11 protein-coding genes are annotated in these 17,239 nt (G+C 40.8%); 8 read left to right on the forward strand and 3 right to left on the reverse strand.

The genetic code is table 11. The features are described 5' to 3' along the window. The first annotated feature begins 172 nt into the window (after nucleotides 1-172). Complete coding sequence (norR, locus tag AAEY94_RS04405; protein WP_350977524.1) at nucleotides 173-1,753, forward strand: nitric oxide reductase transcriptional regulator NorR; 1,581 nt, start codon at nucleotides 173-175, stop codon at nucleotides 1,751-1,753. A 190-nt stretch (nucleotides 1,754-1,943) separates the two neighbouring features. Then, complete coding sequence (locus tag AAEY94_RS04410; protein ID WP_350977527.1) at nucleotides 1,944-2,690, forward strand: DUF1499 domain-containing protein; 747 nt, start codon at nucleotides 1,944-1,946, stop codon at nucleotides 2,688-2,690. Between the two features lie 330 nt (nucleotides 2,691-3,020). On the opposite strand, the gene AAEY94_RS04415 is transcribed toward AAEY94_RS04410, so the two are convergent. Together AAEY94_RS04415 and AAEY94_RS04420 are read right to left on the reverse strand one after the other, a co-directional pair. Beyond that, nucleotides 3,021-3,446: a VOC family protein gene (locus AAEY94_RS04415; RefSeq protein ID WP_350977530.1), complete on the reverse strand. Its 426-nt coding sequence runs from the start codon at nucleotides 3,444-3,446 to the stop codon at nucleotides 3,021-3,023. Between the two features lie 413 nt (nucleotides 3,447-3,859). Continuing rightward, complete coding sequence (locus AAEY94_RS04420; RefSeq protein ID WP_350977533.1) at nucleotides 3,860-5,650, reverse strand: flavocytochrome c; 1,791 nt, start codon at nucleotides 5,648-5,650, stop codon at nucleotides 3,860-3,862. Nucleotides 5,651-6,055: 405 nt separating this feature from the next. On the opposite strand from AAEY94_RS04420, the gene AAEY94_RS04425 reads away from it, so the two are divergent. Together AAEY94_RS04425 and AAEY94_RS04430 are read left to right on the forward strand one after the other, a co-directional pair. Next, entirely contained in the window at nucleotides 6,056-8,023 is a 1,968-nt protein-coding gene (locus AAEY94_RS04425; RefSeq protein ID WP_350977536.1) for an ATP-binding protein, read from the forward strand. A gap of 3 nt (nucleotides 8,024-8,026) precedes the next feature. Further along, complete coding sequence (locus tag AAEY94_RS04430) at nucleotides 8,027-9,406, forward strand: sigma-54-dependent transcriptional regulator (RefSeq protein ID WP_350977538.1); 1,380 nt, start codon at nucleotides 8,027-8,029, stop codon at nucleotides 9,404-9,406. Between the two features lie 350 nt (nucleotides 9,407-9,756). Here the strand turns inward: AAEY94_RS04430 and AAEY94_RS04435 are convergent, their stop codons facing one another. Next, complete coding sequence (locus AAEY94_RS04435) at nucleotides 9,757-10,551, reverse strand: Crp/Fnr family transcriptional regulator (protein WP_350977540.1); 795 nt, start codon at nucleotides 10,549-10,551, stop codon at nucleotides 9,757-9,759. A 476-nt stretch (nucleotides 10,552-11,027) separates the two neighbouring features. On the opposite strand from AAEY94_RS04435, the gene AAEY94_RS04440 reads away from it, so the two are divergent. The 4 genes from AAEY94_RS04440 to AAEY94_RS04455 are packed head-to-tail and all read left to right on the forward strand — an operon-like array spanning nucleotide 11,028 to nucleotide 17,199. Then, on the forward strand, nucleotides 11,028-11,948 hold the full coding sequence (locus AAEY94_RS04440; RefSeq protein ID WP_392342885.1) for a DmsE family decaheme c-type cytochrome: 921 nt from the start codon (nucleotides 11,028-11,030) through the stop codon (nucleotides 11,946-11,948). A 14-nt stretch (nucleotides 11,949-11,962) separates the two neighbouring features. Continuing rightward, nucleotides 11,963-13,972, forward strand: coding sequence for an MtrB/PioB family decaheme-associated outer membrane protein (locus AAEY94_RS04445; protein WP_350977542.1), 2,010 nt, complete (start codon nucleotides 11,963-11,965; stop codon nucleotides 13,970-13,972). Between the two features lie 33 nt (nucleotides 13,973-14,005). Further along, entirely contained in the window at nucleotides 14,006-16,522 is a 2,517-nt protein-coding gene (locus AAEY94_RS04450; RefSeq protein WP_350977545.1) for a DMSO/selenate family reductase complex A subunit, read from the forward strand. Nucleotides 16,523-16,536: 14 nt separating this feature from the next. Continuing rightward, a complete protein-coding gene (locus tag AAEY94_RS04455) occupies nucleotides 16,537-17,199 on the forward strand; it encodes a DMSO/selenate family reductase complex B subunit (protein WP_011639098.1) in 663 nt (220 codons plus the stop codon). Nucleotides 17,200-17,239: the final 40 nt, after the last annotated feature.

A 17,239-nucleotide genomic window follows, 5' to 3' on the forward strand; every position in this document is an offset into this window, starting at 1 on the left:
AGGGAGTAAAATAGCGATAAGCTTCAATCAATTACCTTGTCTACCCATACATTGCACAGAACACGCCAATATTTATCTAGCTGATTTAGCAGGTATAATTTTCATAAGGGTTAATTTGACCTAGATCAATATATATGTCAAATTAACCTAAATTGGGTTAATTGGACATATTATGAATATTGTTCCCTTTATCGATATTGTAGAAGACTTAAATCGTGACCTGATAAAATCGGAACGATACTTACGACTGATTTTAGCGATTCAGCGCGCTATACCATGTGACGTAGTGGCCTTGTTGAAACTTAAACATGACTATTTAGTCCCTGTGGCTGTTGTAGGGCTAAAGCAACAAGCCCTCGCTAGACAGTTTTCGATCAACCACCATCCACGCTTACAGCAAATTTTAGCTAACCCACATATTACCCGCTTTGATGCCGACTCAACACTGCCCGATCCCTACGACGGTTTAGTCGATGATGGTAGTGAACAATTGCACGTGCATGACTGCATGGGCAGTACCATTTATATCGATGGTAAAGCGTGGGGCGTTTTAACCTTAGACGCCATGAAAGCCGGTAGCTTTGATGCGCTTAACCCAACCGAAACCCGTGCTTATATTGCAGCTGTGGCCGCTGCGATTAGTACCAGTGAACATATTGAAGCGTTAGAAGTGCAAGTTGAACGTAATCATCAAGTGGCGCAGTGCATGTTAGCGACTGCTGGACCGTCGAGTATTATTGGAAACAGTGTCGCAATTACGGATTTATTGTCTGAGATAAATACCGTTGCAGCCAGCGATCTATCGGTATTAATCACTGGCGAAACTGGCGTGGGTAAAGAGCTGGTTGCCAAAAGTATTCATCAGCAATCACGTCGCAGCGAGCAACTACTAGTACAAATTAACTGTGCAGCATTGCCAGAAAGCATCGTTGAAAGTGAATTATTTGGTCACGTAAAAGGCGCGTATTCTGGTGCGGTAAGTGACCGTCGCGGCCGCTTTGAATTGGCTGATGGTGGGACATTATTTTTAGATGAAGTGGGTGAGTTACCACTTGCGGTGCAAGCTAAGTTACTACGTGCGTTGCAAAACGGTGAAATTCAACGAGTCGGCAGCGATAATATTATCGTGGTGGATGTCAGAATTGTTGCCGCTACTAACCGTAATTTACAGTTAGAAGTCAAAGAAGGTCGCTTTAGGGCTGACTTATATCATCGCTTGAGTGTGTATCCTTTACCTGTGCCACCATTACGGGATCGTGGTAAAGACGTTATTTTACTGGCTGGCTATTTTTTAGAAAAAAACCAACATCAGCTTGGCGTCGCGAAACTGAGGTTACAGCAAACCGCCATTGATCAGTTAACCCAATACCATTGGCCTGGCAATGTGCGAGAGTTAGAACACTTACTTAGCCGTGCTGCGTTAAGGGCTATTAGCGAGCAAGGGCGTCATGCCAGTATCATTAACATAAGTCGTGTTCATCTCGGTTCAGAGTTTGTTGTGAGCCATACAGTAGCACCAGCAATAGCCGAGGTTGATAATATCAGCGACAGTAATGTCGCAGCCGCATTATCGCAGGTGTTAACCCTTGGACTACGTGATTCAACCGATGAGTACCAACGACAAATAATACAGACGGTATTAGCGACCGAAAGAGGTAATTTAGCCGCTGTTGCCAGAAGTTTACAGCTGGATAGAAGCAATTTAATCCGCACCATGCGTCGTTTAGGGCTTGATCCTAACGCGGCATACTAAGAATGATATCCAAAGAAGCCGTGACGTGTGCGGCTAATTGTCTCGTCTGAAGTCATCTCGTTCTGCAGTAATGACGATTTGAGTTTAATTAGAATATATTTTGTTATTTCAGTAATATATTCCGAAAAATTCTGGTCTATATATACTGAGTGAAGTTGGATTAATTAGAGTTTCCTAAAGGATTAATGTTATGCAAAAAGGTTATGTAGGTCATATTTCGTTGGTGGTTGCCATCGTCGCAGTCGCGATTGCTGCTTTGATGGTTTTTGGCTCGTCACTGGGATTGTGGGACCCGATTGTCGGCTTTATGGCCAGTCGTAATTACAATAACCTGTTGGGTTATTTAGTGGTGGTGGTTGCGGTGCTGGCATTAGTGACCAGCTTTACCATTAAGCAAGACAGTAACGCTAAGGGCAAAGGCATATTAACCTCTACAATAGCGCTATTACTGGGCTTAGCTATATTGTCGCCAAGCATTATGGCGTTGGTTATCAAACCAGTGAAATATCCACCTATTCACGATATTACTACCAACACTCAATCACCACCGCAGTTTGAGTTTTTAACTGACAGCCGGGTTGGCGCTAAAAATAGTTTGGTATATGGCGGAGAAGAGATTGCCGCGCAGCAACTGCAAGCTTTTCCAAATATTCAACCAATTGCGTCAGACTTATCGGTAGAGGCGGCTTATGAAAAAGCATTAACTGTCGCTAAAGCCATGGGCTGGACCATTGTCGCTCAAGACCCAAAAGCACTGCGCTTTGAAAGTACGGCAACAACACCTTTTTTCAATTTTGCAGATGATGTCGTTATCGTCGTGTCTACACTAGAACAGGGCAGTCGTATTGATTTACGCAGCGTGTCGCGGATTGGTATTGGCGATGCTGGTGTGAACGCAAAACGCATTCAAGAATTTAGTCAGCGGTTTGCTGAATAGTCTGAGTCTTGAATAAATTATGCAGCAGGTTTTAACCAATAAAAAGGAGCATAAAATGCTCCTTTTTATTAATGACGACAAAACGGTTAATTAACTTAAATGCTTAATCGAAGATACAGCTGCTAACGATTATTATGCTAAGTTTTGTGATGCGAGATATTTCTGACTTTAAATCAGCTTTTTAAATTAGCTCTTTAGCAGAACTGCCATTGTTTGTAGCCATCAATCAGTCGGTATCGCGCTTGATGGCCATAATGTGAAAGTGTATAAAGCTTTTCATCAGTATTTTACTTGCCTAAAAAGCTATCAAAAAATACATAACAAACAGCGCTATATTGATGCTCTAATTGATATTGGCTGCTTATCATTTAACTGCAGTAAGTCCCAAAGATTGCCGTACAGATCTTCAAAAACCGCAACTGTGCCGTAGTCTTGCTCTTGAGGTGGGCGCACAAATTTAATCCCATCGAGTTGCATGCGGTTATAGTCGCGCCAAAAATCGTCGGTATTCAAAAAAAGAAAAACCCGTCCGCCGGCTTGGTTACCAATAAAATCATGCTGCTCCGGTTTAGATGCACGAGCTAGCAACAACGACACTCCGTTTGACCCCGGAGGCGACACCACAACCCAGCGTTTGTCTTGTTCTGCTTGATAGGTGTCTTCAATTAGATCAAACTTCAATTTATTAACATAAAAATCAATGGCTTCATCGTAATCATTCACTACTAGCGCGATGTGAACTATAGACTGTTTCATTATTATCCTTTGATAGCGTTGTAAATTAGCCATTGAATTAGCCATTGAATTAGCCATTGAGTTAGCTAGTGAGTTAATGCAAATTTACTGTGCCGTCGATTATGCATTAATTAACCAGAACTCGGGATAACAAACGCCTCGCAAACAGCCTTTTGCCTTGCTAACTGTGTTATTTTTTACATGAGAAGACTTGCAATAGACCAGCTATTGACGGGTTAATTCGCCTTGTTAGTAAAACAAATGACAAGTTTGAGAGCGGTTAATGGCTAAGCTTAATATCTTTATCATTCTATTCTCATCTCTACCCCTAGTTGAGGTTAATTCGATAGGTATGGAGATATAGACGCATAAAAAAAGCCACAGCAATGAACTGTGGCTTACTGATACTAGCGAGTCAGTGAATTCTAAATCGATTAGTTCTTTTTAGAATATTTTGCAGCTTCTTCACCCGCTAAGCGACCGAAGGTGATGATGTCTGAAATAGCATTACCACCTAAGCGGTTAGCACCATGAACACCGCCAGTCACCTCACCAGCACCATACAAGCCAGGGATAACCTGCTTCTTAGCATTCATGACTTCAGCTTTAGTGTCGATCATCACGCCACCCATAGTGTGGTGAACACCAGGTGTGACTTCAATTGCATAGTAGTTACCTTCGTTAAGTGCGCGCGGTAGGTTTGGACGCTCAAAATCAGTGTCTTTACCGCTACTCACTAAGCTGTTGTAACGCGCGACAGTTTCAGTCAGTGCTTTGCCGTCAATACCTTCCATTTTACCTAATTTAGCTAGGCTATCTGCCGTTGGTGCAACACCTAAACCAATATACTTATCAATTTTTGACAGTGACTTACGCACAGAATCATCAAAAATCAAATAAGCTGATTTACCGGTTTGCGCTAAGATAGCGGCAGATGCTTTATCACGAGTAGTAATTTCGTTAACGAAACGCTTACCTTCACGGTTAACTAAAATCGCACCATTACCACGTACCGCTTCAGTGACCATTACGCCACCTTTAACAGATAGTGTTGGGTGAGCTTGGATATACTGCATGTCTTTCAATGCGCCACCCGCATTTTCAGCCACATCCAGTCCATCACCTACTGCACCAGGTTGGTTAGTAGAGATAAAGCCTTTTAGCGAAGGATCGAGTTTAGCGACACGTTCGTTATTTTTAGCAAAACCACCCGTTGCTAAGATTACCGCATCGGCTTTCACCCAGTAGTAACCTTTGTACATACCCTTAACCAGAATACCTTTAACAGTGCCTTTATCATCTTTAAGCACTTCAATACCGCGGGTATTCATGCGTAAGTCGATATTGCGTTTCACTGCATTATCATAAAGTACTTGAACAACATGGGCACCAACACCAGCACCACCAGTTGGACGGTGTGCACGGTTAACAGATGCGCCACCCATCATGCCAACATCGGTTAAATCGGCACCCATCGCGGTCAGCCAATCAACAGAGCCTTTAGAGTGCGAAGTTAACACTTCAACCAATGCAGGATCGTTTATGTTTTGGCCACCTTTCATGGTGTCTTCGAACATTAACTCAGGGCTATCAGTAATTTTTTTAGCTTTTTGTTGATCAGTCCAAGCAGCGTTCATGCCACCTGCAGCCAACTTAGCATTACCGCCAATAACAGGCTCTTTCTCTATAAGAATGACTTTAGCACCACTATCTGTTGCAGATATTGCAGCAGAGAAACCTGCGCCGCCAGAACCGACAACCACTACGTCAACAGTGTCGTGTGGGGCGCTAGCAAGAGCAGCCTGACGTTCTGATTTGTCTTTGGCCAATTCAGCAATAGTCGGCTCGTCACGTAGCCATTTTTTAGCATAAGGCATGTTGAAATCGAAGCTGTGGCAAGAATCACAGTACACCATCGATTTTTCGTGGGCGCTGTGGCATGAGGTACAGGCTACCTCGCCAGGGAAATGGGAAGCATGAGCATTATAATGTTCATGTTTTGTGGTTTCAGCTACTTCAGCAAGTGTGCCATGGCAAGATACACATTGGGCATTTTCATAGGTTAAGCTGTCATTTGACAGTTCACCATCTGGTGTATGACAGCTATCACACTCTTGGTTTTGTACATGGAATTCAGCTAAGTTATCAGCGGCAACAGCATTGCCCATTAGGCCTGCTGTGCCCATTAATGTAGCAATACAGACTGCAAGATTGATCTTTTTCATTTTTGCTCCCCCTTCTATACGTAATGACGGTTTATTCATTAACTATAGAAGCCTCTTATTGTTTTAGTTAGGCTGAAGTGAAACTGACTTCACTTCACTTTAAAAATACGGTCCAAATTAGCATCGAGTTGATCAGCTATTATTTTCGCTCAATGTAATCTTTGCCTAAGGGGGCGCAATCAACAACCAGATAACCAGAATAGAGGGCAGAAATGACAACTCAATCACAAGCCTAAAAATGCGCTATGCAAACATGCATAGCTATAAAGGGGTATATGCAATTTTGCATAGCTTATGTAGAGGTAGATCACATCGAGTTAACATCATAAGAAAACGTACATAATGATTTGCTAATTCGGGTATTGCTGCACAGTTTCAAGTGGAGAAAATAGGTAATATCGCGGCATGAAAACTCTATTGCTATTACTTATCATCATCACTATGCCTGTGCTCGCGCAAGACAGCATTGTCTTTGGCGTACACTCAAAAACAGCGCCATTAGAGTGGCGTAATAACGGTGTTGATCAAGGCTTTAATATCGAGTTGATGGATAGAATTGGCCAGCTGACCAATAAGCGCATTATTGTACGCCGAAAGAGTTTTCAACAATTGGTAAAAGATGTTCATGATCCTGACAGCGATATCGATGTGATTACTGTGGTTAGCCCGGTGAACATGGATCGCAAGTTAGCTCAATCTGATCCTATATATGCAACCCATGCTAAAGCTTATACCTTGCAGGGTAAGGCGTTAATAAACAATTGGGCAGATCTTGTTGGTAAGCGGGTAGCTATTAAAAATGGTGCCTTTGTTGATGTGTTTTTATCTGACCATCTGCAAAATTTCGACCGCGTGGATGTTGATTTGTATGAAACCGGTTTTCAATTACTGATAAAAAACCAAGTCGACGTGGTTATTGCCGAGAGTTTTGTTGCGCGGCGCTTACTTCCGCTATATCCATCGGTGCGAAGTTCCAGTGATGCGTTAATTTTCGGGGCATTTAATTTTGTCGCGAATGAGACAAAAACCGAACTGATGTACCAAATTAACGAGGCGCTTAGGCAGTTAAAATTATCGGGCGAATACGACAAACTGGTTAATAAATGGTTTGGCACCGGGCGTGAAAAAGTTGATTTAACCTCTTCCGAAAAGCGCATGTTTGCCCTCGCAATTTTAGTGGCGATTATGTCTGCTATTGGGATGATTTTCACCGGATTTATAAGCGCTAGTTTACGCCGTCATACTAAAGCGCTCGATGCCGAATTAATTCAACGAAAGCGGATTGAAGTTGAAATATCTGAATTGTCGCAACAGTTCCAATCCGTTCTCGATGGGCTTCCTAATGGCGTGACCATAGTAAACCAGGAACTCCAGCATTTATGGAGTAACGATAACAATATTCACCTGCTAGATTCAGATGGATTTTACTATGTCGACAACGATGTTTTTAAGCTTAAAGCCGCAGTATTGGAGGTGTTATCGACCCAAAAATCGCTTACTGCCGACATGCGGTATCAGCAGCAATTTTGGCAATTACAAATTCATCCCATTGCCAACAATCAGGTGGTGATTCTACTTGAAGAATCAACCGAGCAGCATCGATTACGCCAAGCTAATGAAGAAGCCAGTCGTTTAGCTTCATTGGGAGAGTTGTCTGCGGGAATTGCCCATGAAATCAATAATCCAACCGGACTTATTGTGCATGCTGTATCACTATTTACCGCGGCCATGAAAGACTTAACGCCTGCCGCTAAGCAGTATCAGAAACAAAATCCTTTCTGGTTAATTGCAGGGCTAAATCCAGACATTGCGATAGAAGAGTTACAGTATAGTTGTGGCTCTATAGAAGAGGGTGCTAAACGTATCAGTCGAATTGTTAATGACCTAAAACGTTACGCCATGCCGCATATTGCCGATCAATATACCCGAGTGAGCTTAAATGATGTGGTTCAAGTGGCCCAGCGCCTCACCGCGAATCAAACAAAATCTCATCAGATCAGCACCCTGTTATGTCAACCCAGCCCTAGCATTACAGGCGATGCTCAACAGTTACATCAGGTGTTAATTAACCTCATTCAAAATGCGTGTAATGCTTGCTCAACTCAGCTAGGGATAATAGTGATAGACACACATGTTGCAAACAATATGGCCATCTTGAGTATCCAAGATAATGGCTGCGGGATGGGCAGTGCCACATTAAAGCGTATTACCGAACCCTTTTTTACCACTAGGCGCAACGAAGGTGGTAGCGGCTTAGGGTTATCGGTGTGCAGTAAAATAATTAAAGAACATCAAGGCGAAATGCAGATTCAGTCTACCTTAGGCAAAGGCACGCAAATTCGACTTATTTTTGCATTAGCACAACAGGATTAGCCCATGAAACTAGCCAGAAATATTCTGTTAATCGACGACGAAGCAGCATGGTTACGCACACTCGCGATAACTCTGAACCGTCTAGTTCCCGAAGCTGAAATTGACACTTGTGTCGACAGTCGCCAGGTGAGTAGTCGCTTACAGGTTGGCGACTATGCGCTAGTGCTAGTCGATCTCACCATGCCATTTCACTCCGGTGAAGAGTTATTAGCGATGATCCGCAGTGATTTCCCTAACACTCGAGTCATTATAGTGACAGGGGTAAATGAGGTTGATACAGCAGTTCGTTGCATTAAAAATGGTGCTTATGACTACTTTATTAAAACAGACAATGTCGATGAACTTGCTCGTACAGTTCGCCGCGCACTTGAAGTAGTCGGGCTTGAAAGAAACTACCTTTACATCAAAGAGAAATTTTTAAGCCGAACCTTAGATAATCCGCATGCATTCAATAACATGTTAACTTGCGAGCCACAGCTATTAGATCAGTTTCGTTATCTTGAAGCCGTATCGTGTAGCCCTGAACCCTTGTTAATTTATGGCGCCAGCGGAACCGGTAAAAGCGAGTTTGCTCAATCTTGCCATGCGCTTTATAGCCCTAATGAACCCTTCGTTAGTATTAATCTTGCTGGTATTAGTTGCGAGTCATTTGAGCAAAAAATGTGTGGCCAACTGTATCATCACAATAATGGCGAGCTAGAAGCGGTTGCAGGTTTATTGCATCAAGTTGGCCGTGGGGTACTCTATCTTAACGACATTGGCACGCTACCACTGGATGCCCAAATTAAGTTATTAGCGCTGTTAGAAAGCAAACAATATTACCCTTTAGGTAGCGACACTGCCTATCCGGTAAAATGTAAGTTTGTGGTATCAACTCAAGATGATTTACTCAAGCTTCATCAAGCAGGTAAGTTTAGGAGCGATCTACTCTATCGTTTACGGGCACATAAAATTAAATTACCGCTGTTAGCTGAAAGGCAGTTAGATATTGCTATGTTGATCAATCATTTCATCGCCCTTGCCGCAGCAGAAATGAATCTGCCTGCGCCGATTCAACCAAGCGACTTAGCGTCAAAACTCGCCAGTTACAACTTTCCCGGTAATCTACATGAACTTAAAGGCATGGTCTTTGATGCTGTAAGCCGCAGCGATGGCATAGCGCTTAACACCTCTGCTTTTATGGAAGCCATTAATGAACACAAGTCATTGACTGCAACGCCGCAAGACCGAATTATTTTTCCCAAACAACTGCCCACCATTGCACAGATGAACCAAGCGTTAATGGACGAAGCCATGAGCCGTACCGCTAATAACCAAACTGCAGCAGCGCAAATACTGGGTATCAGCCAAAGTGCATTAAGTAGGCGACTTAAAGGGCATTAGATGTTAATTTAAATACAACTTATTTATTATTAAAATATGTGAGCGGATATCTAGTTGAAAAGCGATTTTTACAACTATATCAAACCTCGTTGTAAATCGAGAAGGGAAAATGATCAAATGTATGTGTTATTCTACTTTATAGGTGTCTTCAATTAATCCCAATTTTAATTTATTTACATAAAACCCGATTACATCATAATCTATCAACTCATACTAGTTAGTGGTTGTGTTATTATTGTTTCATTGAAGTAGTTTTGATATTTCATTGAAGTAGTTTTTATGTTTCATTTAAGTAGTTGTGATGTTTCTAATTAAGGCGCTAGTTTTAACGTTTATCTATAAGTTTTTAATTAATAAATTTTGATTTCAATCATATTTTTTACTTTAAATTTTGACATATTATTCGATTTGCATCCTTGCGCATCTTCCCTACCTAAAGGACAAGGAGAAAGTTCATTAAATAATGTTGTATTAATATTAAAAACCCCTTTTTCTTTGGCTAACATGCCTTTTTTCTTTAAGCTTCCCAGCATTAAGTCTAACTTTATAACGCTAATATGTAATATGTCAGCAATTTCTTCGCGGGTTAATTTTAAATTGATCGTAAGCCACTTTGATGAAAACGCTGTCTTTAAAGCGACGAGAATATCGAATAGAAACTTAATCAGTTTATCTTCTGGTGATGATGTTAATAAAAAAATAGCCAATGCAGTTTGTCTTTCTGTAAAATAGTTGGCATCAAACATAAAATGAGTAAAAAGCTCAATATCTTTTTTTATTAAGCCTTTAATCAAAGACTTATCGATAAGGATTATCTCGCTATCGCGAGCAACTTTAATGCTTTTACAGCAAGTACAATTGTCTTCTAATAATAAATGATAATCAGTCAACCTATTAGGGATGATGACATTCACAAATTTAGGTTTGGTGTAGTTGTTGGTCCTTTTTATATAAAATAACAATCCAGATTTTAAATATATAAAATTATTAAGTAAAATATCTTTAGAAATCAACTCTCCTTTCTTTAACGTTTTTAGCTCACCATTTTCTTTAATGAAATTCATTATGTCGGTTTTGACTACGTCAGGAAAGAATATAGTAGACCTGCTTTTTTTTTCAGAACTTAGAGACATAGCAAAAGCCATAAAGTAATACCTTAAATTTCCATTGTATTAAGCTGACATTCTAACATTCTAACATTTAAAACCAAACATTATATAACAAGTTCAAACCCTATTTATATCCAACTTATGTGGTGTTTGTCACATATTTATTTTAGTTGTGATGCGTGACTGATAAGCAAATAAGGTTTGTTTTTTTGTTAAGTAAATCACATGTTATTTATCATTGTTTATACCTATATGTAGGTATTTGAACGCATGTTCTGATTAAATTGGCTCAATAGATTTATAGATGTTAACTGAAAACCAAATAGAGTCCCGGCTAGTTAGTATTGTTTATTTTGGATCTTAAGAATGAAAAATAAGTTTACGATTTTATTTTCTACAATAAATATAGAAACTTACTTTAATGAAGTAATTATTCAACAGGTAAAGACATGAAGGTAAAAAACTCAGATTTAAGGAGGTATTTAACAATGAGGTCTCTCTATCAACTCGCCATGCTCATTGGTTGCGGATTATTGGTAATGCAAAGTGCTCATGCATTACCGTGGGACGATTTAACCGCAGAGCAGTTAGATACAACATTACAACAAAAATTTACTGACGGGAAATATTCTCCTAAAGGGGCAGACTCTTGTCTTATGTGTCATAAAAAAAATGAAAAGGTGATGGATTTATTTAAGGGAACTCACGGAAAGGTCATTTCAGAGGCATCTCCAATGGCGGGCTTACAGTGTGAGGCATGTCATGGCCCACAAGGTAATCATAATCGCGGTGGTAAAGAGCCGATGATAGCTTTTGGTAAAGACAGCAAGCTATCTGCTCCAGCCCAAAATACTGTTTGCCAAGGTTGTCATAATGACCCTAAACAAATGGCGTGGCATACCAGCACTCATAACTTAGAAGAAATTGCTTGTAGTGATTGCCATACCATTCATACAGCGAAAGACCCCGCACTAGATAAATTGAGTGTGAATAACACATGTACCTCATGCCATACCCAACAAAAAGCGGATATGAACAAGCGCTCATCGCATCCAATGAAGTGGGACCAAATGACCTGTATTGATTGTCATTCTCCTCATGGCTCAATGAGCGAAAGCGCACTCAATAAACCAACGGTAAATGACACTTGTTATAGCTGCCATGCTGAAAAACGTGGACCTTTCTTGTGGGAACATGCTCCTGTAACAGAAAACTGCGTCTCTTGTCATAACCCTCATGGCAGTGTCAATGACAATATGCTTGAAAGCCGAGCACCACAATTATGTCAGCAATGTCATGCCAATGACGGTCATGCTAGCCGTGTTGTCCCAGAACCTGGTATTGATTCATTTGGTGGCGGCAAAAGTTGTTTGAATTGTCATAGCAAAATTCATGGTTCTAATCATCCTGCTGGCAGTTTGCTACAACGTTAATGGAGAGCAAGTTTATGTCATTTAAATTGAATCTGATCACCATATCCATGATAGCCATGTCATCACCTGTTATGGCTGCTAATTTTGCAGTTGGTAACGCAAACATGGATTCGGTGAATACAAAAAATTATGAGTGTAATCGTTGTATAAGTTCTGCGGGGTACCAAGGTGAGGTAACGCTTGCTGCGGGTTATAACGACATTAATGATATTCATGCGGCTAATGCCTTAGGTACTGACAATAACGGCGGTATTGCGGCAGTGAGTGGAAATATCAAATACCAAGGTGAGTCAGGCTATGAAGCGAAGATTCAAGCTTATCAGTTAGGTATGGATAATGGTTTTGCTCATCTATCTGGCGGTCAAGCTGGCTTGTATGAATTTAACTTAGATATTGATTCTATCAAAACCTATCAAGCTGGCGATGTTCAAAGTTCGCTTTGGCACAACAACGGTATGTTGACGCCTAGTGACAGTCTTAATGAATTTGACCTAAATCAACAACGTGAAAAAGTCGGTTTAGGGTTTGAATTTGATCAAGATTTCTATGGTGTATTTGTTAAATATAGCCAAGAAGATAAAACGGGTTACAAGTCTAGTAGTCTCGTATCACCCAGTCCAATAAATTTTGGTTTACCGACAGATTCTACCACTCAACAATTGGATGCTGGCATCCACTTGTCGGGTGATAACTGGTTAACTGAACTGAGCTACTTTGGCAGCTATTATGAAAACAACATCGACAATCTAAGCCTTCCATACGTTAATGACGTGTATTCGGCGACACCAGATAATCAAGCTCATCAAGTGTCGTTATCAGGTCAATATCAGCTCCACCGCACTGTGATGAATGGACGTATTGTCGCAGGACGTATGATCCAAGATGAAGATCTTATCCAAATGGCGGGTAATCCACTGCAAAATTGGGATGGTCAAATCGATACGCTAGATGGTCGTTTCGCTCTGACCTCAATGATAACTAATCGATTACGTTTAGGTGGCAGTATTGATTACACCAAGCGAGATAATCAAAGCTCTACCGCCGAGTTTGCTCAATATAACTTTAATAGTTTAACCGGCGCTTTTAGACAAAATACCCCTCGTGATTTGGAACGTAATACTTATAAAGTCAACGCAAGCTATCGCATCGCCAGCGGTTATCGCTTGCAAGCTGGTTATGATCGCAAAGACGTTGATCGTACTTTTAGTGACAGAGAACAAACCAATGACGATAACTTATGGATGAAGTTCAATGTTCGCGCACTAGATAACGTTAACGTTAATCTTAAAGTTGAGCATGCCAATCGCAGTGGATCTGAGTATGAAGCAAGCGACCTAACCTCATCTGAAAACAACAGCTTATTGCGTAAATACTACTTAGCAGATCGTGACCGCAATGCACTCGAATTCAAGATTGTGCATAACCCAACTGATTGGATGAATCTGGGTATCACAACTCGTTATGCCAAAGACGAATATGACGATACTAAAATTGGATTAACTGAATCAGAAGATTACGGATATGACGTTAATGTAAATATTCAATTTAATCAGTATATAGATGGTTATTTGTTTGGGAGTCAGCAATGGATTAACTCTAATCAAGCAGGCAGTCAAAGCTTTAGTTCATCTGATTGGCAAGACGATATTGAAGATGAATTTATCAATATAGGTACGGGTTTAAGCTACAGCGGTTTAATGCAAGACCGTCTGATAGTAGGGATCGATTATCTATTCAGTAATTCCATTAGTGACACCCTAGTTCACAGCTACGTTGGCTCTACAGATACGCGTAGCACTTACGGCGATTATTATTCATATAGTCACAGTGCCAGCATGTATGCAGATTATGCCCTAAATGAGCAAATGGCACTTAAATTAACTTACCGCTATGAACGCTATTTCGATACTGATGCAGCCAACGTAGGGGTCAATGATATTGCAGGGATGATTACCTTGGGTGATATCAATCATAACTACAACGCACACCAGGTGATGTTGGCGTTTACCTACAAATTGCGCTAAGACGCATCGTTCATGCTACGAGAGGATATATCTATGGAACGTAGAAGTTTTTTAAAAGCAAGTGCCGCACTGAGCTGTGTTGCAACTGTTACTGGTTGTAACACAAGTTCTGATGATGCCAATGTCATACCTCCGACACCGCCAGTCAGTGATGAAACCATTACTTGGTCTGCGTGTTTAGTTAACTGTGGTTCAAATTGTCCTGTTAAGGTATTTAGCAGCGATGGGATTATCACGCGTGTTGAAGCGGATAACGAAACGACTGACGAGTATGGTGTTAATCATCAAATTCGCGCTTGTGCTCGTGGACGTTCTTTACGACAACGCACTTATGCTGCCGATCGTTTAAAAACACCGATGAAACGTGTTGGTAAGCGTGGTGAAGGAAAATTTGTACCCATAAGCTGGGATGAAGCAGCATCCACTATTGCAAGTGAATTACAACGTATTGCAAATGAATACAGCAATAAGTCCATATTAAAGATATATGGTACAGGTGCTTATTATGGATTCTCTAGCTCAAGTTGTTTTAATCGTGTGTTAAATATCAATGGTGGTTTCCTGAATATTTATGGTAACTATTCGTGGGCACAACAAACTGAAGCTGCCGCTGCAACAGGGTTTAGTAGTACTTCAGGCTCTAACTTGCTAGCACTAAATGATAGTGATTTATTTATTGGCTTAGGCTATAACCCCAGTGAGATGCGTCAGTCTGGATCTGGTGAAGGTTATGACTTTTTAAATGCACTGCAAAAGAACAATGGTTTAGAAGTGATCATGATTGATCCTCGATATACCGACTCAATGGCTGGGAAGGAGGATAACTGGTTCCCAATTCGTCCAGGTACTGATGCAGCGCTATGTGAAGGTATTGCCTATGAAATGATTAGCTCTGGTTGGGTAGATAACCATTCTAAAAACTTTCTAGATAAATTCTGTGTTGGTTACGATAAAGAATCCTTAATTAATTTAAAAGCTGAATTCGAAATCTCTGAAGATCCTGAAAAAAAAGCATATATCCCATACATTAATCCTAATGATAATTACAAAGATTATATTTTAGGTGAGGGTACGTTTATTTCAACTGGCCCTAAAACACCGAGCTGGGCAGCTAAGATCTGTGGTATTTCTGAAACACATATTAAATCAATTGCGACAAAATTGATGAATGCTCGTGCCCCATTCATTGTTGCTGGTGCAGGTATAAACCGACATGCGAATGGTGAACAAGCCATGCGATCTTGCTACATGTTATCTTTCTTAACGGGTAAGGTTGGTCAACCAGGTGTAAGTAATGGTGCTCTTCCAAGTCAAGGAAGTCTCAGCCGAAGTGGAATGTCTGGCTTATCTAACCCGATCAAAGAATCCATTTCTTGCTTCACTTTTCCTGACGCAATAGAACGTGGTCATGAAATGACCACTAGAAAAGACGGGATTAGAGGAACTGCTGACTTAGATACGCCATTGGGCGCTGATACAAAAGCAATTTTCGCGATTAATTCTAATGCGTTAATTAATCAACATTCAGATTCTAATGGCATAGCTAAAATTCTTGAAGATGAAACTAAATGTGAACTCATCGTCGTTTGTGACTGTTGGATGACATCATCAGCTAAATTCGCTGACATTCTACTCCCAGATACCTCTTGGTTAGAGTCAAACGATTTAGTGAATGACAGTTATGCTTCGGGCATCATGGGCTACTTAGTTGCGATGAAAGCCGCCATTAAGCCGTTATGGGAATGTAAATCAATGTACGATATGTGTGCTTTGATTGCTGAGAAAATGGGTAAACTTGGCGAGTACACAGAAGGTAAAGATGAGGCCGGATGGTTAACTGAGCTTTATGAAAAAACGCGTACAAATAGTAATAATGCTAATGCAATTCCTCCTCTTCCTAGTACGTATGAAGAAGCACAAGCACAAGGCGTCTTCCGTGCATTTGATGGTAAAACTGTCGTTGCATTAGAAGACTATATAAATGGCACCGATACGCTAAATACTCCATCAGGGAAAATCGAAATTTTCTCACTTGAGTTAGCTCAAAAGGGTACAGACTGGGAATTTGATAGCACAGTAAAAGGCAATTACATTACTAGCATACCTATGTACCAAGCGACTTGGGAAGGTTATGAGGACAGTGAAACATCAGAGGATTATCCATTTCAATTAGTGGGTTATCATACAAAAGGTCGTACTCACTCTAGTTATCATAATGTTCCTTGGTTACGTGAAGCTGTTGAAGATGCCGTTTGGATGAATCCTGCAGATGCCTACAAGCAAGGCTTAACTCAAGGATCAAAAGCCCTTATTTGGAGTCAACGCGGTACTATTGAACTCCCAGTCAGAGTAACTCCTCGTGTTGCGCCAGGTGTTCTCGCTCTTGGCCAAGGAGCTTGGTACACACCAGATCCTTCAGGAAGAGTCGGTCCATCTGGCCATATTATTGATATTGGTGGATGTATTAACACTCTTACCCGTTACCAGCCTAGCCCTTTGGCAAAAGGTAATCCACAGCACACAAATCGCGTACAAATTGCTAGCGCTTGATGGAGTAATTAAAAATGACAGAACAAACTCAATATGGTTTTTATTTAGATACCACCAAGTGCACAGGTTGTAAAGCGTGTCACATATCTTGTAAAGATAGACAAGGTGATATTATTCGCAAAACTAATCCAATTGAACAAGGTGTACCGGCATTAGAAGGTATTAACTGGCGCCGAGTATATGAATATGGTGGAGGAGATTGGTCAACAAATGCTGACGGTAGTTTCGAGCAAAATGTTTTCTCTTATTACACCTCTATTAGCTGTAATCATTGTAACGAGCCTGTATGTGTAAAAGCATGTCCTACTGGTGCCATGCATAAGCGTCGTGAGGATGGGTTAGTCCTTGTTCATACAGACTTATGTATTGGTTGTAATAGTTGCGCTGAGGCTTGCCCATATGACGCTCCACAATTAGATCCCCAACGGAAAGTAATGACTAAGTGTGATGGTTGTTACGATAGATTAGCACAAGGAAAGCAGCCCATTTGTGTCGGTTCATGCCCATTACGTGCATTGGATTTTGATACGATGGAAAACTTACGTGCTAAGTATGGTAATGGCGACGGACATATAGCACCACTACCACCACAAAGTATTACTTCACCAAACTTGATCATAAAAGCAAACAAGAACGGTGGCCGCCAAGGTGAAGTGTTGAACTACTCTGAAGTTTAATACTAATCATTAAGTATGATGCCCCCATGGGCATCATACT

The sequence above is a fragment of the Shewanella sp. AC34-MNA-CIBAN-0136 genome (assembly GCF_040309945.1).
Classification (GTDB): Bacteria; Pseudomonadota; Gammaproteobacteria; order Enterobacterales; family Shewanellaceae; genus Shewanella.